At 69.6% G+C, this 17,836-nt stretch carries 19 protein-coding genes; 9 read left to right on the forward strand and 10 right to left on the reverse strand.

The window, feature by feature from the left end; all coding sequences use genetic code 11:
• Positions 1–52: 52 nt before the first annotated feature.
• Positions 53–1,165 (reverse strand): hypothetical protein, encoded by a 1,113-nt coding sequence (locus ACFY2X_RS34870; protein ID WP_389947051.1) that lies wholly within the window; start codon positions 1,163–1,165, stop codon positions 53–55.
• 87 nt (positions 1,166–1,252) lie between these two features.
• On the opposite strand from ACFY2X_RS34870, the gene ACFY2X_RS34875 reads away from it, so the two are divergent.
• Positions 1,253–2,341: a sensor histidine kinase gene (locus tag ACFY2X_RS34875; protein WP_389947053.1), complete on the forward strand. Its 1,089-nt coding sequence runs from the start codon at positions 1,253–1,255 to the stop codon at positions 2,339–2,341.
• Positions 2,338–2,982, forward strand: a complete 645-nt coding sequence (locus ACFY2X_RS34880) for a response regulator (RefSeq protein WP_389947055.1) — start codon at positions 2,338–2,340, stop codon at positions 2,980–2,982. The genes ACFY2X_RS34875 and ACFY2X_RS34880 overlap by 4 nt, the downstream gene beginning before the upstream one ends.
• A gap of 20 nt (positions 2,983–3,002) precedes the next feature.
• On the opposite strand, the gene ACFY2X_RS34885 is transcribed toward ACFY2X_RS34880, so the two are convergent.
• Positions 3,003–3,368 carry a hypothetical protein gene (locus ACFY2X_RS34885; RefSeq protein ID WP_389947057.1) on the reverse strand — a complete coding sequence of 122 codons (366 nt, stop codon included), beginning with the start codon at positions 3,366–3,368 and terminating at the stop codon, positions 3,003–3,005.
• A 6-nt stretch (positions 3,369–3,374) separates the two neighbouring features.
• Here ACFY2X_RS34885 and ACFY2X_RS34890 point away from each other — a divergent pair, with 6 nt between their 5' ends.
• Positions 3,375–4,106 carry a helix-turn-helix domain-containing protein gene (locus ACFY2X_RS34890; RefSeq protein ID WP_389947059.1) on the forward strand — a complete coding sequence of 244 codons (732 nt, stop codon included), beginning with the start codon at positions 3,375–3,377 and terminating at the stop codon, positions 4,104–4,106.
• A gap of 66 nt (positions 4,107–4,172) precedes the next feature.
• On the opposite strand, the gene ACFY2X_RS34895 is transcribed toward ACFY2X_RS34890, so the two are convergent.
• On the reverse strand, positions 4,173–4,679 hold the full coding sequence (locus tag ACFY2X_RS34895) for a MarR family winged helix-turn-helix transcriptional regulator (RefSeq protein WP_389947061.1): 507 nt from the start codon (positions 4,677–4,679) through the stop codon (positions 4,173–4,175).
• 68 nt (positions 4,680–4,747) lie between these two features.
• Between ACFY2X_RS34895 and ACFY2X_RS34900 the strand changes: the two genes are divergently transcribed.
• On the forward strand, positions 4,748–5,533 hold the full coding sequence (locus tag ACFY2X_RS34900) for an SDR family NAD(P)-dependent oxidoreductase (RefSeq protein ID WP_389947063.1): 786 nt from the start codon (positions 4,748–4,750) through the stop codon (positions 5,531–5,533).
• Positions 5,530–6,267, forward strand: coding sequence for a hypothetical protein (locus ACFY2X_RS34905; RefSeq protein WP_389947065.1), 738 nt, complete (start codon positions 5,530–5,532; stop codon positions 6,265–6,267). Before ACFY2X_RS34900 ends, ACFY2X_RS34905 begins: the two co-directional genes overlap by 4 nt.
• Before the next feature lie 42 nt (positions 6,268–6,309).
• Here the strand turns inward: ACFY2X_RS34905 and ACFY2X_RS34910 are convergent, their stop codons facing one another.
• From ACFY2X_RS34910 to ACFY2X_RS34920, 3 genes are all read right to left on the reverse strand, one after another.
• Complete coding sequence (locus ACFY2X_RS34910) at positions 6,310–7,794, reverse strand: PH domain-containing protein (protein ID WP_389947067.1); 1,485 nt, start codon at positions 7,792–7,794, stop codon at positions 6,310–6,312.
• 152 nt (positions 7,795–7,946) lie between these two features.
• The gene (locus tag ACFY2X_RS34915) at positions 7,947–8,402 is read right to left on the reverse strand and encodes a PH domain-containing protein (RefSeq protein WP_389947118.1); all 456 of its coding nucleotides are present in this window, start codon (positions 8,400–8,402) and stop codon (positions 7,947–7,949) included.
• Between the two features lie 218 nt (positions 8,403–8,620).
• Positions 8,621–9,247, reverse strand: a complete 627-nt coding sequence (locus ACFY2X_RS34920) for a TetR family transcriptional regulator (RefSeq protein ID WP_389947069.1) — start codon at positions 9,245–9,247, stop codon at positions 8,621–8,623.
• Positions 9,248–9,491: 244 nt separating this feature from the next.
• Here ACFY2X_RS34920 and ACFY2X_RS34925 point away from each other — a divergent pair, with 244 nt between their 5' ends.
• On the forward strand, positions 9,492–10,442 hold the full coding sequence (locus tag ACFY2X_RS34925) for a phosphotransferase (protein WP_389947071.1): 951 nt from the start codon (positions 9,492–9,494) through the stop codon (positions 10,440–10,442).
• Positions 10,439–11,998: an amino acid permease gene (locus ACFY2X_RS34930; protein WP_389947073.1), complete on the forward strand. Its 1,560-nt coding sequence runs from the start codon at positions 10,439–10,441 to the stop codon at positions 11,996–11,998. The genes ACFY2X_RS34925 and ACFY2X_RS34930 overlap by 4 nt, the downstream gene beginning before the upstream one ends.
• Before the next feature lie 89 nt (positions 11,999–12,087).
• Here the strand turns inward: ACFY2X_RS34930 and lipB are convergent, their stop codons facing one another.
• Together lipB and ACFY2X_RS34940 are read right to left on the reverse strand one after the other, a co-directional pair.
• Positions 12,088–12,726 (reverse strand): lipoyl(octanoyl) transferase LipB, encoded by a 639-nt coding sequence (lipB, locus tag ACFY2X_RS34935; protein ID WP_389947074.1) that lies wholly within the window; start codon positions 12,724–12,726, stop codon positions 12,088–12,090.
• Between the two features lie 16 nt (positions 12,727–12,742).
• Entirely contained in the window at positions 12,743–12,928 is a 186-nt protein-coding gene (locus ACFY2X_RS34940; RefSeq protein WP_389947076.1) for a PspC domain-containing protein, read from the reverse strand.
• Between the two features lie 261 nt (positions 12,929–13,189).
• Here ACFY2X_RS34940 and ACFY2X_RS34945 point away from each other — a divergent pair, with 261 nt between their 5' ends.
• Together ACFY2X_RS34945 and ACFY2X_RS34950 are read left to right on the forward strand one after the other, a co-directional pair.
• On the forward strand, positions 13,190–14,749 hold the full coding sequence (locus tag ACFY2X_RS34945) for a M28 family metallopeptidase (protein ID WP_389947077.1): 1,560 nt from the start codon (positions 13,190–13,192) through the stop codon (positions 14,747–14,749).
• Between the two features lie 193 nt (positions 14,750–14,942).
• The gene (locus ACFY2X_RS34950) at positions 14,943–16,451 is read left to right on the forward strand and encodes a M28 family peptidase (RefSeq protein ID WP_389947079.1); all 1,509 of its coding nucleotides are present in this window, start codon (positions 14,943–14,945) and stop codon (positions 16,449–16,451) included.
• 51 nt (positions 16,452–16,502) lie between these two features.
• On the opposite strand, the gene ACFY2X_RS34955 is transcribed toward ACFY2X_RS34950, so the two are convergent.
• Together ACFY2X_RS34955 and ACFY2X_RS34960 are read right to left on the reverse strand one after the other, a co-directional pair.
• Positions 16,503–17,294, reverse strand: a complete 792-nt coding sequence (locus ACFY2X_RS34955; protein WP_389947080.1) for a hypothetical protein — start codon at positions 17,292–17,294, stop codon at positions 16,503–16,505.
• Positions 17,291–17,782 (reverse strand): SigE family RNA polymerase sigma factor, encoded by a 492-nt coding sequence (locus ACFY2X_RS34960; protein ID WP_389947082.1) that lies wholly within the window; start codon positions 17,780–17,782, stop codon positions 17,291–17,293. The genes ACFY2X_RS34955 and ACFY2X_RS34960 overlap by 4 nt, the downstream gene beginning before the upstream one ends.
• Between the last annotated feature and the right edge of the window lie 54 nt (positions 17,783–17,836).

The following is a 17,836-nucleotide window of genomic DNA, read 5'->3' on the forward strand; positions in this document are numbered from 1 at the left end:
CGCCTTCCGTTCGGCTGGAACCGCTACCCCTTCGGGGTGGTTCGTCATGTCTTTATCTTAGCAGAACGGAATCATCTATTCCACTATTTTCCTGTCCGGCCTCTCCCCGCAGCGCCGTACCGGACCTGCGGCGCAGCCAGTAGGCGAAGACCGCGGCGGCGAGCAGCGCACCCCACAGCGGGTACGGCCAGAGCAGCAGGAAGCCCAGCTGTCCCCGCTCGACGGCGTTGATCGCGAGTCCGGGTGAGGCTATGCAGCAGGCCCCGGCGATCAGCCCGCCCGCGACGACCGGCAGCCGCACGGGGACGGGGCGGCCGTGGTAGACCGGCACCCAGCGCGGGAACACCTCTCCCCACCTGCTGATGAGCCCGAGCGTCAGCACCGCGCTGATCAGGGCTCCGACGGCGATGCTCACACCCTGCAGCCGGGTCCCCGGGTCCAGATGCGGACCGGTCAGGTCGGTGTCGGTGGGCCACGGCGTCAGCCAGGTCAGACGGTAGATCGCGTACGGCAGCGGGCACAGGGCCGCCCCGATCGTGGTGAAGCGTCCCCAGCGGACGACGGCCTCGGGCCGGATCCAGCGCGGCGGCTCGCCTCCCCTGAACGCCCTCACCGCGATCATCACCCACACGGCACACGCCGCGGCGTCGGCCAGCGTCCACGCCAGCCGCTCGGAGTAGGAGGAGAAGCTCGCGGCGAGTCTTCCGAAGAGGAGCCAGATCATGCCGGGGGAGGCGACCCCTGTGACGGTACCGGCGACCATCACGGCCGCCAGCGCCGCGAGCCCCACGAAGCCCGATCGTCTCCCGCGCACGCAGGCCATCACCACGATGCCGATCAGGGCGACGGGCCCCAGCACCGCCATGACGTACCCGAGCAGGGACATGATGCCGGCATCGGACATCACCACGCCGAAGAAGAGCACCTGCGCGACCGCTCCCGCCCGCAGCACCGGCCTCGGCGCGAAAACCGCCGCCAGTCCCACGAGCCCGGCGACGACCATCATCGGACCGGCCACCCCGTGCTCGATCAGGTGCGAAAGCGACACGGTGACGCGGTCGCGCGCGCCGAAGGGGTAACTGTCCGGGGTCGTCCACCACAGCACCCCGACGGCGGTCACCGCGAGCGACAGCAGCGCGCCGAGGATCCGATCAATTCTCGTCATGCCGCCCACGCTAGGAACGGGCACGTGGGGCCACCTCCCTCCGCCGGGGGAGTCCGTACGGCGGGCCGTCGGCTAACGTCTGTCGGCGTGAAAGACCGTGTTGTCCGCGCCGTGGGGGCGGGGATCTACCAACTGCTGGGCGCCGCGCTGCTGACCCCGGCCGCCGTCGCGCTCGGCCTGGCGGTCCTGTCCACGCAGGCGTCTGAGCAGCCGCCGGTGCTCGTGCTGATGTTGTGGGCGGTGTGCCTTCCCGCCTCGGTGCTGGTCGCCATGGTGCCGCTGATCCGGCGCATCGAGGTGGCCGCGCTGTCGGAACTGCTCGGCGTCGACGTGCCCGAGCGGGCCGATCGGCTCTACCTGGTGGCCCTGACGAGCCTGCACCTGTACGGCGGCGCCACGCTCAGCGCGGCCGTGCTGATGCTGTCCCCGGGGCTGATCCAACTGGGTGACCTGGCGCGATGGCGCGAGGCCCCGGGCGAGACGGCCCAGGTGCCCCTGATGGCCGTCGCCGTGGTGGCCGCGATGGTCGCCGCCGGGTACGGCCAGCGGTGGGCGGCGCGCCGGTTGCTGCGCGCCGAGCCGTCACGCACGATCGAGGAGCTCGGCCGCCGCCAGACCCTCGCCCTGGAGCTGCACGACTCGGTCGGCCACGCCCTCAGCGTCGTCCTGGTCCAGGCCATGGCCGCCCAGGCGGCGTTGCAGAAGGCGCAGACCGGCGTCGCGGAGGCCGATCGCTCGCTCGGCCACCTGGTGAGCACCGCCCGCGACGCCCAGCAGGACCTCGACGTGCTGCTCGGCGTGCTCGACGACGGCGACACGGCCGAGGCGCCCACGCTCGACTCGCTCGACACGCTCACCCGCGGCCTCGACGTGCGCACAAGCGCCGGCCGTCTCGACCGGATCCCGGTCCCGACCTCGCGCGCGGCCTACGCGATCGCCAGGGAGGCGCTCACCAACGCCCTGCGCCACGGGCGCGGCCCCGTCACGCTCGACATCGCCGTCGGCGACGACCTGGTCCTGACCGTGGAGAACGAGACGGCGGGCGCCTCCCCCGATCCGGGCAGGGCGAGACGCGGCCTGACGGGCATGCGCATGCGGGCTCGCCTGGTCGGCGGGACGTGCACGCGGCAGGAGGTGAACGGCACGTGGCGACTCCAGGCGACGTTACCGCTGTGATCCGCGTCGTCCTGGCCGACGACGAGGCGCTGATCCGCTCGGGTTGGTCGACGATGCTCTCCATCCACGACGACATCGAGGTCGTCGGTGAGGCGGCCGACGGTCGCGAGGCCGTCGAGATGGGTGCCGACGCGGACGTCGTGCTGATGGACATCCGCATGCCCCACCTGGACGGCCTGGCCGCCACCCAGGAGCTCGCCCGCCGCTCCCCAGCGACGCGGGTCGTCGTGGTCACGACGTTCGAAAGTGACCAGCTGGTCTGGGGCGCTCTGCGCGCCGGAGCCGCCGGCTACGTGCTCAAACGCTCGCCCGCGAGCGAACTGGTGGACGCCGTCCGGCTGGTGCACTCACGCGACGCGGTGCTCTTCCCCGACGCGCTGCGCCGCATCGCCTCCCCTCATCACGGTACGGCGAGGCCGCGCGTTCCGGTCGAGCTGACCCCGCGCGAGCTGGACGTGCTGCGGCACATCGCGCTCGGCCAGAACAACGCGGAGATCGCGGCGGCGCTGTACGTCTCGAAGGAGACGGTCAAGACGCACGTGGGCAACGTCCTGGACAAGCTCGGCGCCCGCGACCGCACCCAGGCGGCGGTCCTCGCCTACGAGCTGGGCCTCGTCTTCGCCGGAACCGGGCATGGCTGACGGTGGTGTTCTCCGGTGGCTCAGCCCGCCGCCACCATGACCGCCCAGGCGATGTAGAAGGCGTTGACCACCAGCCGCGCCACCGCGCCGGACGGGCGCTCAAGCACGCGGGACCGTCCGGGGTGGGCGTGCCGCAGGGCGTCGAGGTGGGAGACCAGGTACGAGGTGATGAGCGCGGCCGCCGCCCAGGCGCCGGCCGCGCGCGTTCCCGGGACGAGGGTCAGCGCGCCGGAAAGGATTTCCGCGACTCCGCTGGCCAGGACGAGCGGCGTCTTCCAGGGGATCCAGGCCGGGATCAACGTACGGAAGTACCCCGTGAACACGAAGTGCCCGATCCCCACGACGATCAGGAAAAAGGCCAGCGCGACCGCTGCGATGGTGTGCATGGCACGATGGTCACGGCCACCCGCGCGTGGGCGCTTGAACAAAACGATCGCCGTCTCGCCTTCGCGGCCGGCACCGGGACGACCATGTTCGCCGACACCGGCCCGTTCGCCGTCACACGGCACCGCCATCCGGCTTGGAAGGTCGTGCTCCCGGTCGGCGGTGACGTCACGGTGGCCACCGGCGGGGGGCGTCCGCTGGTCGCCCCCGGGATCGTCGTGCCACCCCAGCTGGCCCACGCGTGTGCGGCGGCGTCGCCGTACGTGACGCTGTTCGTCGACGCCTGGCTGCTCCCCTCCGGTGTGGGGCTGCGGCGGCTGGAGGCCGCGGAGGTCCGGCGGCTGCTGGCCGCTCTGGGGGCGACCGGGGTCGACGACACCACCGTGGCGCCCGACCTGGCCGCCGCGCGCGCCGAGCTCATGACGCTGACCGGGGGCGGCGGCCACCTGGACCCCAGGGTGCTCCACGCGTTGCGGACGTGCCCGCATCGCGAGGATCTCTCCCAGATCGCGGGCGACGTCGGGCTCTCGCCCGCACGGCTGCGCGCCCTCGTCCGCGCTTCCGTCGGGATCCCGTTGGCGCGGTTACGCAGGTGGGCGCGGTTGAAGGCCGCTGTCGCGACGTTGGCCCACGCCTCGGTGGCGGATGCCGCCGCGACCGCGGGGTTCGCCGACCAGGCTCACCTCACCCGCACCGCACGCGACCTCATCGGCCGCACACCCCGCTCCCTGCGGCCGTAGAAGCCCGCGGCAGATCTCTGTGGGCCCGGTCCGTGCGGGGTGCCGGGCCAGGCCGTCTCGCGGTGGTCACCGTGGAGGGTGCCGGTATCCGGGGTGGACGCCAGGCGCGAGACCCTGCTGGGCGGCGATGGCCTGGAGCAGGTCGGTGAGCTGCGCGCGCTGGGCGTCGTCGAGGGCGGCGCAGATCTCGTCCTCGTGCGCGGAGCCGAGCTCTCGCGTCGCGGTCATGACGTGCGTGCCCTCGGCGGTGAGGTGCAGCTCGTGATGACGGCGGTCCTGCGGGTTTCGCCGTCGTTCGATGAGCCCCTTGCGTTCCAGACCATCGACCAACGCGACGACCCGGCTCGGCACGACCCCCAGCTCCTCGGCCAGGGACCGCTGGCTGCGCCCCGGCTGGACGGCGATCATGCGCAGGAGCCCGACGTCTGAGGGGATCACCCCGAGGTCGCTGATCCGCTCGGCGAACCGCGCCGCGGCATGAGCACCCACTTGGGCGAGCAGGAACGCCGTCCCTCTCGGATGAGGCCGTGGCGCCGACCCGTCGTCGTGGCCGGTCTGCCGTTGTGCGGTCATGCGGCAATGTTAGCGACACAGAATAGTTCTGTGCTATGAATAATTTACTTGAGAGAACGGAGATGGAGATGGACAGCCCAGACGGCGGCAACGTGCCGCGCTATCCGGATCTGGCCGGCAAGGTCGCGCTGGTGACCGGCGGCTCGCGGGGGATCGGAGCGGCGACCTGCCGCGCCCTGGCGGCGAACGGCGTCAAAGTCGCGGTGAACGGCCGCGACCGGGCGGCGATCGACACGATCGTCGCCGAGATCACGGCAGACGGCGGTACGGCGGTGGCCGCGCCCGGAGACGTCACCGACGAGGCAGCGGTGCGGGACATGCGCGACACGGTCGAGCGAACGCTGGGGCCGGTGGGGATCCTCGCGGCGTTCGCCGGCGGCCAGGGCGCCCCCGCACCCACCACCGAGCTCGGACTCGACCGGTGGCGTGCGATCATCGAGTCGGACCTGACGTCGGCGTATCTGACGGTGACCGCGTTCCTGCCCGGCATGATCGAGCGGGGCGAGGGATCGATCATCACCATGTCCTCCACGGCGGGCCGCCAGCCGAGCGGCTCGAACGCCGCCTACGCCGCGGCGAAGGCGGGCGTGGTGATGCTCACCAAGCACCTCGCGAACGAGGTCGGCAGGCACGGCGTCCGCGTCAACTGCCTGGCCCCCTCCGCGGTGCTCAACGAGCGCATGCAGCGGTTCATGTCCCCCGGGCAACTCGACGAGCTGGCCACGGCATACCCGCTCGGCCGCATCGGGCAGCCCGGCGATGTCGCCCAGGCCGTGCTGTACCTCGCTTCGAGCGCGTCGTCCTGGGTCACCGGGGTCACCCTCGATCTGACCGGCGGGCGGGTGATCGTGTGACGGCCGTCGAGCGCACCCGGCGCCAGGCCGACGGCGGACCTCCACTGGGGATCCTCGGTGTGGTGTTCACCGTGCTGTTCATCGGTGGGATCGCCGTCAGCACGGCCATGGCGGGCGAGACGTTCCCCTCGCCCTTCGGCCCGTCGGCCGGGATCCTGGCGTATTTCCACGATCACCAGGACGCCGTGCGCGTCAGCGCGTTCCTGCAGTTCGCCGCCTCGGTCCCGATGTCGATCTATGCCGCGACCGCCTCGGCCCGCCTGCACAACCTCGGCATCCGGGCACCCGGCGCCACCATCGCCCTGGCCGGCGGTCTGCTGGCCTCCGCCATGCTGGCCCTGTCCGCGCTGTTCAGCTGGGTGCTGTCACGCCCGGAGGTGCTCGCCGAGCCCGCCTTGGTCCGAGGCCTGCAGGATCTCGCCTTCGCCACCGGAGGCACCGGGCACGTCGTCTTCCTGGGCCTGCTCGTGGCGGGCATCGCCGTACCGGGCCTGCTGGCCGGGCTGCTGCCGCGTCCGCTGGCGTTCACCGGCCTGGCCATCGCCGCCGTCGCCGAACTGTCCACGCTCGCCCTGCTGGTCTCCGACACGGCCATCCTGCTGCCCGTGGCCCGCTTCACCGCCCTGGCCTGGCTCATCACCACCGGCTTCCTGCTGCCCCGCACCCGTGCCGGCAAGGCCGGTTCACGCCGGGCCGGGGCGGGATCACCGATGAGCGAGCAGCAGGCCGGTTGAACACGGTCAGGAGTTGACCGAGGGGCACCGGCGAGGAAGGCGTCAGTGGAGGAAGGGGGCCAGCAGGCCGGGCACCGTCTCCTCCGCGAACGCCAGTCCCTGCGTGACGGAGACGTCCCTGATCTTGTAAGCACCCTTGCCCGCCGCCGTGGTCGCGGCCAGCGTGAGCAGATCCGACCTGCGCTGGAAGGGAGAGCGGCTGACGGTCCACCCGATGATCGCGGTGCGGTCGAGCGCCACGGTCCTGCGCCGGGCCGTACCGCATCGGGTCACGAGATAGCGACCGTGCAGGCCGTGACCCAGATTGCGGTAGGCGTCGCGAGCCATGAGCAGCCCGACGGGGAGCAGGGCCAGGCCGACCAGCCAGAGCAGGCCGGGAACCCAGCTCAGCCACGCGGCGAGCCCGGCGAACAGGGCCGCGAGAACGAGTGGCGACCAGATCGCGCGGGTGATCCTGCGGCGCAGCGCGCTCCGGGGGTGGGTGCGGAGCGTGTCGAGGGTGGGCGAGACGTCCTCGGCCAGCACGACGGCCGCGATCCTGTGAGCCTCCGCACGTGGGGCCGGTGGCAGCAGGGCTGTGGAGTCGTCCTCACCGAGCCCGGTGGCCACGGCGTTCACCCTGGCGCCGCGCCCCCAGCGCAGCGGCAGCGGTTCGGCCACCTCCACCCCGCGCAGCCGCCGCTCCTCCAGCGACAGGGAACGGGTGGTCAGCAGTCCTCGCCGCACGAGGAAGGTGCCGTCGGGCTCGCGGGTCAGGCGGAAGTTCCACCAGCACTCGACGTAGAGGGCGAGCGTGCCGGACAACCCGATCGCCAGGACGACGCCCAGGGCGACGACGACCACCACGACCGGGTTGGTGCCGGTGATCACGGTCCACAGGTCGCCGAGGAAGCCGACCTCCGAGGGCTCGATTCCGAACATGTCCAGCGCGCGGAAGAACATGCCGAACGGGGTGAAGCCGATCAGCAGCGACCAGCTGCTCAGCAGGGCGTAGCGGATCCACGCCGGACGCAGCTCCGCGATCGCGGAGTCGGCGGAGTCCGTGCGGTCGAGCAGGCCCTGCTTGAGGAGCAGGGCATCGGCTCCGGAGATCCCGTCGAGGGCGAATCCCTTCTCGGCGTCGTTCTGACCGGTGCCGATCTTGATCTTGGCAAGACCGAGGACCCGGTGTATCGGGCTGGCCGTCAGATCCACGCTGCGCACCCGGTCACGTGGGATCGACCGGTGCCTGCGGAAGATCAGTCCGGAGTGGAGCTCGACGCGCTCGCCGGTGACCCGGTAGCGGGTGGTGGCGTATTTGAGCAGGCCGATCGTGGTGATCACGGCGAAGGTCACAAGGACCGAGCCGAAGGTGATGACGGTCGCGAGGTTCAGCCTGTCGCGGGCGACCAGCGCCGTGATCGCGATGGGCGTCAGCGGCCCGGCCAGCCAGCCCAGGTTCAGCCACAGCATCCGCCGATCGAGCCGCATCCACTCCGCACCGGTCTCACCGTGCTCGTGAGCGCCCGCCTGAACCCGATCACCCACCTGGCCACGACCTTCCACCGGAACCCGGCCGCTCCCCGGACCACGGCCATCTCCTTGAGCCCAGCCGCCGACGGCGCCACCGGCACCGGCAGGAAGGCCCCCGCGACCTCCTGCGCCATACCCGTGGTCGGCGGCGGTGTCCCTGTTCCCGTTCATGTGGCATCACCGGGGGTGTGCTGAGTCCGGGCGGTGAGCCGCTCGACGAGGTCGGCGGCGAGTGCCTGGTCCAGTCCGTTGATCTTTATCGCTCCCGCCGCCGAGGCCGTGGTGACGGTCACACCGGCCAGGCCGAAGATCTGCTGGAGCGGACCTCGAAGCGTGTCGACGGTCTGAATCCGCGACATCGGCGCGACCCGCCACTTCTGCCAGATCCACCCGGAGGATGCGTAGACCGCGCCGTCGGTGATCTCCCACCGATGCACCCTGAAGCGCCAGCGCGGCATCACCAGCATGTAGGCGATGCCGGGCACCGCGATGATCAGTGCCGGGAGCAGCAGCCAGAACCGGGCCGGAGGGATCAGGAGGCCGAGCAGGACCAGCACCAGCACCGGCGGAGCCACGATCACGGCCGCCTGGCTGGTCCACCACCGGACCGCCCGGCTGTCCACCGGATGCCGCGGCGGCCGGAGCTTGAGCTCCCTGCCGCCGTCCGTGCTCCGCCCATCGAGCGCCGGGTATCCGGCACGTGGCGCCGGATACCCGGCGCCCGATCCCGGATGTCCGGGAACCTGCCCGCCGGATCCGGCGTGGCGCCCGCCCGGCCTCAGATGCCCGGGAACCTGCCCGCCGGGTCCGGCGTCCTCCCAGCCAGGGTGAACGATCTCCATCACCCCTCCTTCCGTGTCGCGATCTCGAAGGTCTCCACGAGCTCTTGGGTGTAGGACTCGAAGTCGAGATCCGGATAGACGCCCATCTGCATGAGCACACCGTCGACGGCCTGTTTGACGGTCACGGTCATCACCCGGGTGGAGAACTGCCGGAACTCTCCGGTGAGCTGGCCGAACTGGAAGATCTGCTCGACGTCGGCCAGCTCCGGCTCGTTGGCGGTCACGTTGAGCCTCAGCCTGCCGTCCTCGTGGCGATAGCCGGACCAGATGTCGAGCAGGGCGACCATGTGCGTGCGGTGCGTGCGATAGAACTCGACGGTCGCCTCGATGTAGGCCCTGAGCATGCCCGCGGCAGTCGTCTGCCCCTCGATCCGGGAACGCACGAACGCGTCGCCGAGGGTGAAAGCCTCCTCGACCACCTGCTGGATCAACTCGTCCTTGCCCTTGAAGTGGTAGGAGATCACCCCCTTGCTGATCTCCGCCCGCTTCGCGATCAGCGCCAGTGACGCCTGCGCGTATCCCACCTCGGCGATCACCTCGATCGCGCACTTGACGATCTGTGCTCGCCGGGCCACTTCGATGAACGATCTGGCCTCCTGGCCATCCGTCTCTTTTTTTGGCCGCATGGCTAAAATTTAGCACATGAGGCCAGAATGTGGTCCAGGCGTCCGACGACGATGGAGAGTCGGGGAATGCGCCCGGCCGGCGCGCGAGCCGGGACCCGGCGATTTCGGTATGGCCCGGCGCCGGAATCCGCCGCTCCGCGGCCGATCCTGAGGACTCCGGCGAAGTTGGAAAAGTTGCAGGTCGGCAACCCCTCTGTCCGCAGAAACAGATCAATGGTATGAAGGTAGGCCAAAGGAGGGCGACATGCCGGATGCTCTCTCGGACGTCCGAAAATGGGCTGGACAGCCTGTTGTCGAAACGCCGATCAAAGGTGGGCTCAGCCACCGGATCGCCCGGCTGGACACGGCCGACGGGCAGCGGTGGCTGCTGCGGGTGCTCGATCCGAGGGTCTCGGAGGCGGGTCTGGGCATCCCTCTCGACCAGGAGATCACCAACACGCTCCACGCGGCGCAGACCGGGGTCGGCCCGCAAGTCCTGCGCCGGATGCCCGGCGCCCTGCTGCTGGAGTATCTGGACGGCGTCACCCTGAACGCGCACGACGTGCGAACGCTGCCCGAACCGATCGCGGCCGCCTGCCGCCGGCTGCACGCCGGCCCCCGGTTCGTCAACGACTTCTCCATCTTCCGCAAGCTCGACGAACTCCTCGCCCTGTGCCGCACCCATGGACTGCGGACACCCGACGGCTATGAGGACCGGCTGCGAACAGTGGCGGAGATCGAGCGCGCGCTCGCCGCCGACCCGCTGCCGACGGTGCCCTGCCACAACGACCTGCTGCCGGAGAACTTCATCCGATGCGGCACGGAAATCAAGATCGTGGACTACCAGCTCTCCGGGAACAACGACCCGGCCTTCGAGCTGGGCGACATCGCCGCCGAAGCCGATTACGACCCCGACCTCACCCACCGGCTGGCCCGCGCCTACTTCGGCGAGGACAGCCCAAGGCTGAACGCCAGGGTCCGGCTCAACCTGGTCATGTCCAACTTCACCTGGACCCTCTGGTTCTCCGTGCACCACGGATTGCTGAGGGAGCAGGCGGCGGCCGACTTCGACTACGACGCCGAGGCGGCAGACAAGTTCGCGCAAGCCGTACGGGACCTGGACGACTCCGGGTTCGGGCGGCTCGTCGACCGCGTCCGGGGAGCACGCCCCGGACGTTTCACCCCCCCTTCGCAACACCCAAGGAGGCTTGAGTGACCAAGCCAGAGCCCGTGGACGAGGACGCGAGGAGACTCGCCGAACTCGGTTACAAGCAGGAGCTGTCCAGGACCTGGAGCGGCTTCTCCAACTTCGCCATCTCCTTCTCGATCATCTCCATCCTGTCCGGCTGTTTCACGACCTTCGGCCAGGCCTGGAACAACGGCGGGCCCGTCGCCATCACGTGGGGCTGGCCGTTGATCTCGATCTTCATTTTGATCATCGGTCTGTGCATGTCCGAACTGGTGTCGGCCTACCCGACCGCCGGTGGCATCTACTGGTGGGCCGCCAAGATGGGCAAGCCGATCCACGGCTGGTTCACCGGGTGGTTCAATCTCATCGGGCTGATCGCGGTGACCGCCTCGGTGGACTACGGCTGCGCGACGTTCCTGAACATCACCGTCAACCGGTTCGCCGAAGGCTTCGAGGTCTCCCTCGGCAACACCTTCATCCTGTTCGTGGTCATCCTGGTGCTGCACGCGCTCATCAATGTCTTCAGCCACCGCCTGATCTCCGTCCTGCAGAACGTCTCGGTGTGGTGGCACGTGTTCGGGGCGGCGGTGGTGATAGCCATCCTGATCTTCGGACCGGAGAAGCACCAGTCGCTGTCGTTCGTGTTCACCGAGACCTTCAACAACTCCGGCTTCTCCGACGGCTCGTTCTGGATCTACGTGCTGCCGCTGGGCTTCCTGCTGACCCAGTACACGATCACCGGTTTCGACGCCTGCGCGCACGTCTCGGAGGAGACGCAGGGCGCCTCGACGACCGCGGCCCGCGGGCTCTGGCAGTCGATCTTCTACTCCGCGATCGGCGGCTGGGTCCTGCTGCTGGCCTTCCTCTTCGCGGCCAGCGACGTCGACGCGGTCAACAAGGAGTTCGGCTTTGTGGGGGCCATCTTCACCTCGTCGCTCACTCCGGTCATGGCCACGGTGGTCTTCGGCATCTCCACGATCGGGCAGTTCTTCTGCGGCATGAGCTGCGTGACCTCGATGTCCAGGATGACCTACGCGTTCTCCCGGGACGGCGGCATCCCCGGCTGGCGGCTCTGGTCCAAGGTGGACAAGAACCGCACCCCGGTCAACGCGATCATCTTCGGCTCCGTCGCGGCGCTCATCCTGACCCTTCCCGCCCTCTACAAGGCTCCGACCGGCACGCCGCTGGCGTTCTACGCGGTGGTCTCGGTCGCGGTCATCGGCCTCTACATCGCCTTCGCCATCCCGATCTGGCTCCGCCTGAAGATGGGTGACCGCTTCCAGCCCGGCCCGTGGACGCTGGGCTCGAAGTACAAGGTCATGGGCTGGATCGCCCTCATCGAGATCGTCGTGGTCTCGATCTACTTCGTCATGCCGCTGGCCCCGGCGGGCGTGCCCTTCAACAAGGACAACCCCGCCACGCCGGGAGACGAGACGTTCACCTGGACCGCGGTCAACTACGCGCCCATCGTGCTCGGCGTGATGGTTCTCGGCGTGGGCCTGTGGTGGGCGCTGTCGGCCCGGCACTGGTTCAGCGGGCCGCGCCGTACGGTCGAGGAGTCGGAGGTGGAATCGGTCGGCTGACCCGCCCGCCTCGACGGCCGACCCCGGAAACCGGGTGATCGCCCGGTCCCGGAGATCGGCCTCGTGGGCCGGCTCCGGAGACCGGCCGATCAGCTCGCCTCGAAGGCCTCCGTCACCGCCGCCCGGACCCGGTCCATGCCGGCGGTGCCGGGGGTCTCCCGGTTCAGCGAGGTCATGTCGACCTCGGGCATGCCGCAGGGCACCGCCCAGTTCCACGGGGTCAGGTCGCCGTCGACGTTGAGGGCGAAGCCGTGGCTGGTCACGCCGCGGCTCTGCCGCATGCCGATCGAAACGATCTTCCGGCCGGTCTTCATCGTCCACACGCCCGTGAGCAGTTCCGAGCCCGGTGGGGTGTCGCGGCGCTCGGCCGGGACGCCGAGCGCGTCGAGCGCGCGGACGAGCCGCAGTTCGACCTCGCGGACGTAGTCGACGATCCCCTCGCTCTCGTCGAGCTTGACGATCAGATATCCGACCAGCTGGCCAGGGCCGTGGTAGGTGAGCTGCCCGCCGCGCCCCGTGCTCACGACCGGGATGCCGTGGGACGGGTCGGGCAGGTGCTGCTCCAGCGTGCGCCTGCCGACGGTGTAGACCTGCGGATGGCTCAGGAGCCAGAGCGTGTCGGGGCGCTCGTCGCGCTGCCGTTGACCGACCAGGTCGGTCATCCGCTCCATGGCTTTCTCGTAGTCCACCAGGTCGTCCTGGATCAGCGACAGGGGGCGTTGCCTCATGCCCCCCAGCTTATTTTCAGTAGCGGACTGCGGGCGCCTTGGGGATGAGGATCCACATGAGCACGTAGACGACCCACAGCGGTCCCGGGATGAGAGACAGCAGCAGCCACAGCACCCGGACGACCGTGGGCGACCAGCCGAGGCTCTCCGCGATCCCGCCGCAGACTCCGGCGATTATTTTGTGGTTTCTCGAGCGGTGCATTGTGCCTCCCCGAATCGTTCTTCTTCACCCGGTTGAACGAAGGGCGAAGGCAACCCCGTTCCCCGGTCATCCCTGAGAAAACCCTGACAGGGTTTCCCCGGTCGTCCTGAGAAAACCCTGGCAGGGTTGGATGCCGTCACATTCTCGGTCACCGTTCCGCGCGACTCTGCTGCAACGGGTCTAGGCGAAGGTGATTGATCACGGTACGTTCCGCCTTAGTACCGAATGGGGACTCCCAAGTTCCACCTCCAAAGGAGCGCGATGCGCCTGAATTTACGACGCGGCATGGTCCGAACCGTCGCCCTCGCCGCGGCCGTTTCCCTTCCGTTCGCCTTCACCCCACCGGCGGGAGCCACCACGACCGGTGTCTCCGACGCCCTGGCCGGTGCCCTGTCTGGCACGGTCAAGGGCAAGAACGTCAAGAAGCACCTCGACAAGTTCCAGGAGATCGCCGCCGCCAACGGTGGCACCCGCGCCGTGGGCACGCCGGGATACGACGCCTCTCTGGCCTACGTGAAGGACAAGCTGCGGCAGGCCGGTTACCAGGTCTCCACCACCGACGTGGAGTATCCCCTCAGGTGGGAGGAGTTCTCCCCCTCGGTACTGCAGCAGGTCACCCCGGAGGCCAAGACCTACACCAACCCCGCCGACTTCGTGACGGTGATCTCCTCCAGCCCCGGAGACGTCACCGCGCAGATCCAGGTCGTCGACGCGGTCATCCCGGTGCCCGGCACCCCCAACACCTCCACCGCGGGCTGTGAGGCCGCCGACTTCGCCGGGTTCGTGCCCGGGCGGATCGCCCTCATCCAGCGCGGCACCTGCCCGTTCGTCGACAAGGCGACGAACGCCAAGGCCGCGGGCGCGGCCGGTGTGATCTTCTTCAACGAAGGGCAGCCGGGCCGTACCGAGCCGTTCCAGTTCGACATCCGCGAGTGGCGCTTCGGCTTCCCGATCGTCTTCGCCAGCACCGCCGTCGGCCTCGACCTGGCCGACACCCCGGGCACGACCGTCCACCTGAAGGTGGACGCGAAGACGACGGTCGGCCAGACCAAGAACCTCATCGCCGACTCCCGGTGGGGCAAGCGCGACGAGATCGTGATGGTCGGCGCCCACCTGGACAGCGTCCCCGAAGGCCCCGGTATCAACGACAACGGCTCCGGCAGCGCCGCCATCCTGGAGACCGCGCTGAGGATGGCTCACCTGCCCACCAAGAACAAGGTGCGGTTCGCCTGGTGGGGGGCCGAGGAACTGGGCCTGGTCGGCTCCGAGCAGTATGTCGCGGGCCTGTCGCAGGCCGAGCGGGACAAGATCCGGCTCTATCTCAACTTCGACATGGTGGCCTCGCCGAACGACGTCACCTTCCTCTACGACGGTGACGACTCCGACGCCGAGGGCGCCGGTCCCGGCCCGGCCGGTTCCGCCGAGATCGAGAAGCTCCTGGAGAAGTTCTACGGCAAGCGCGGCCTGAGCTTCAAGGGCACCGACTTCGACGGCCGCTCCGACTACGGCCCGTTCATCGCGACCGGCATCCCGTCCGGTGGCATCTTCACCGGCGCCGAAGGCATCAAGACCGCCGAGGAGGCCGCCACGTTCGGCGGTACGGCGGGCGCCGCCTACGACCCCTGCTACCACTCGGCCTGCGACGGTATCGGCAACATCAACGCCGCCGCGCTCGACCGCAACGCCAGGGCCATCGGCTACTCGACCGCTTTCTACGCCTACGACCTGTCCACCATTCCCGATCGGAACGCCACCCGGAGCGCCGCCGCCCTGAAGTCCGCCGCGACCTTCGCGCGGGCGTCCAAGGGCGCGGCCAGCTGAAAAGTGTCCCGTGGGACTCTCCGTCACGATCCGTGATCTAGATGGTTTCACGTGGTAGGACAGAGATCCACGGGACGCATCCCTAGGGCGGAGATCCACGCCCTCATCAAGCGCACCACCACGCTGTACGGCGCGCACCGCTGCCGGTGCGCGCCGCTCGGGGACTCCCACACCCTTCGACCCGAGGAGCATGATGCGCAACCTGCGGACCATCGGGATGGCGGCGATCCTCGCCATCCCCCTGGCACTCACCGCACCGACCGCGGCCACCGCGTCGGCCGCCGCCCCGCCGGACATCTCGCTGACCAACGTGAAGGCGCACCTCTCCCAGCTCCAGTCCATCGCCACCGCCAACGGCGGCAACCGCGCCCACGGCCGCCCCGGCTATCTCGCCTCGGCGAACTACGTCAAGGGCCTGCTCGACGGCGCCGGGTTCACCACCACCCTGCAGTCGTTCACCTACAACGGCGCGACCGGCTACAACGTCATCGCCGACTGGCCGGGCGGCGACCCGAACGACATCCTCATGGTCGGCGCCCACCTGGACAGCGTGACCGCGGGACCGGGCATCAACGACAACGGCTCCGGCAGCGCCACCATCCTGGAGACCGCGCTCGAGGTATCCCGCCAGGCCCTGGCGCCCACCAAGCACCTCCGCTTCGCCTGGTGGGGTGCCGAGGAACTCGGCCTGCGCGGCTCGCAGTTCTACGTCAACAACCTCCCGGCCGCCGAACGCGCCAAGGTCAAGGCCTACCTGAACTTCGACATGGTCGGCTCGCCCAACCCCGGCTATTTCGTCTACGACGGCGACAACTCCGACGGCGTCGGCTCGGGCCCCGGCCCGGCGGGCTCCGCCCAGCTGGAGGCGACGCTCCAGGCCTACTTCACCTCGATCGGCGTGCCCACCCGGGGAACCGACTTCGACGGCCGCTCCGACTACGGCCCGTTCATCAGCGTCGGCATCCCCGCCGGCGGCACCTTCACCGGCGCCGAGGGCATCAAGTCCAGCGCCCAGGCCGCGCTGTGGGGCGGTACGGCGGGCCAGGCGTTCGACTCCTGCTATCACCGGTCCTGCGACACCGCGTCGAACATCAACGACACCGCGCTGGACCGCAACGCCGACGCGATCGCCTACTCCGTGTGGACGATCGCCACGGCCGTCCCGCCCGTGGTCGTCTGGCAGGACACCTTCGAGACGGCGACCGGCTGGACCGCCAACCCCGGCGGCACCGACACCGCCACCACCGGCCAGTGGGAACGCGGTGACCCCGAGGCCACCACCTCCAGCGGCGCCAAGCAGCTCGGCACCACGGTCAGCGGCACCAACGACCTGGTCACCGGACGACTGGCCGGCGCCTCCGCCGGAGACCATGACATCGACGGCGGCACCACCAGCATCCAATCCCCGGCCGTCACCCTGCCCTCCGGCGGCACGCTGAGACTGGGCTTCTCCTGGTATCTCGCCCACGGCTCCAACGCCTCCAGCGCCGACTTCCTGCGGGTCCGGGTCGTCGGCTCGACCAGCTCCCAGGTGTTCCAGCAGCTCGGCGCGGCCACCAACCGCAACGGCGCCTGGGCCACGGCCGACGTCGACATCTCCGCCTTCGCCGGGCAGACCGTCCGGATCCTGATCGAGGCCGCCGACGCCTCCGGCGCCTCCCTGGTCGAGGCCGGAATCGACGACGTCAAGATCACCCGATAGTCGCGAGTACGGCTCCCGCCCCTGTTCGCGGGAGCCGTACTCGTCACAGGATCAGGACTTGTCCTGGTCGTACACGCCGACCGCCCATCGCCCCGGCTTGGTGCCTATCTTCGCGGCCAGGCGATCGGCGACCTTCGGATCCAAGAGGGCGGTCACGATGTATTTCCCGTCGCACATGTGCTTCTTCTTCTTGCCGAACACCTCGCACCCTTTGCGCTGGCTCTCCGAGATGTCGATGATGGGCGCGTCGGAGGGCAACACCCGGATGACGATGCTCTGCTCCTTCTGGGTCCAGTTGGCGGGAGTCGACTCCTCGCTGCTCTGCGAGGTCAATCCGGGAAGCCGGCCGCACGTGGTGATCGACTTGGTCTCCGCATATCTCGCCCTCCTATAGGTCATCAACACCCACGCCTTAGGATCGTCGCAGGTGACGCGGTATCCGGTGAAGCGGCTGGTCGGCTTGAATTTCACCGTGTAGCCGAGCCCCATCGTCTCCGACCTGTAGGCCTGGATGAGCTTCAGCCTTTTCCCCATGCCCTTGAGGGAAGCGGGCAGATCCTTACCGGACTCGGGGGTGGCGGCCGGAAGAGGGGTGGTGGGAAGAAGAGCGGTGGGCTCGGCGGCGACGGCCACGCTCGGCGACTTCCCTCCGGGCGACAGCGCCATGACGACCGGCACCACCGCGGCGACCGCCGCGACCGCCGCGGCCATGAGCGCGCCCATCCTCCGCCGCCGGATTCTGCGCCCCTTCGCGATGATCGACTCCAGCTGGGCGGCGCCCCCGCTGCCGTCCGTGCTGCGCTCCGCGAGAAGTTCCCTCAGATCGTGCTCGGTGTGAATCATCGCTCCGCTCCCGTCATCATCTGGATCCCCTGATCAACTCGTAACCGGGTGAGAGCCCTGCCGAGCTGGCCCTTCACCGTCCCCAGCGAGCACCCGAGCACGTCGGCCACCTGGGCGAGGGTCATCTCCTCGAAGTAGTGCAGGACGACCACCGCTCGCTGACGGCCCGACAGCGCGCCGATCGCCATCCACAGCGCCTCGCGGTTGGCGACGTCACCGGCGAAGTCCCCCGCGACCGCCCGGTCGGGCAGCTCGCCCGTCGGGATCTCCCCGCGCCAGCGTCGCCGCCACCAGGAGGCGTGCGTGTTCGCGATGATCCGGTAGACGTACGGATCGGGATCGCCGTCGATCCGCCGCCAGGCGATCCAGGCCTTGGCCAGCGCCGTCTGCACCAGGTCCTCGGCGATCGCCCAGTCCCTGGTGAGGAGATACGCCGTTCTTCGCAGCCGTTCATGGCGCTGCGCGACGTACTCCGCGTAGTCAGTCATCCTTGCCTCCAGCGTGATGCTCCGAGGATGACTACCGCCGAGGCGGCGGGTTCG

Origin of the sequence: Streptosporangium sp. NPDC000396, assembly GCF_042898655.1 — a bacterium.
Taxonomy (GTDB): domain Bacteria; phylum Actinomycetota; class Actinomycetes; order Streptosporangiales; family Streptosporangiaceae; genus Streptosporangium.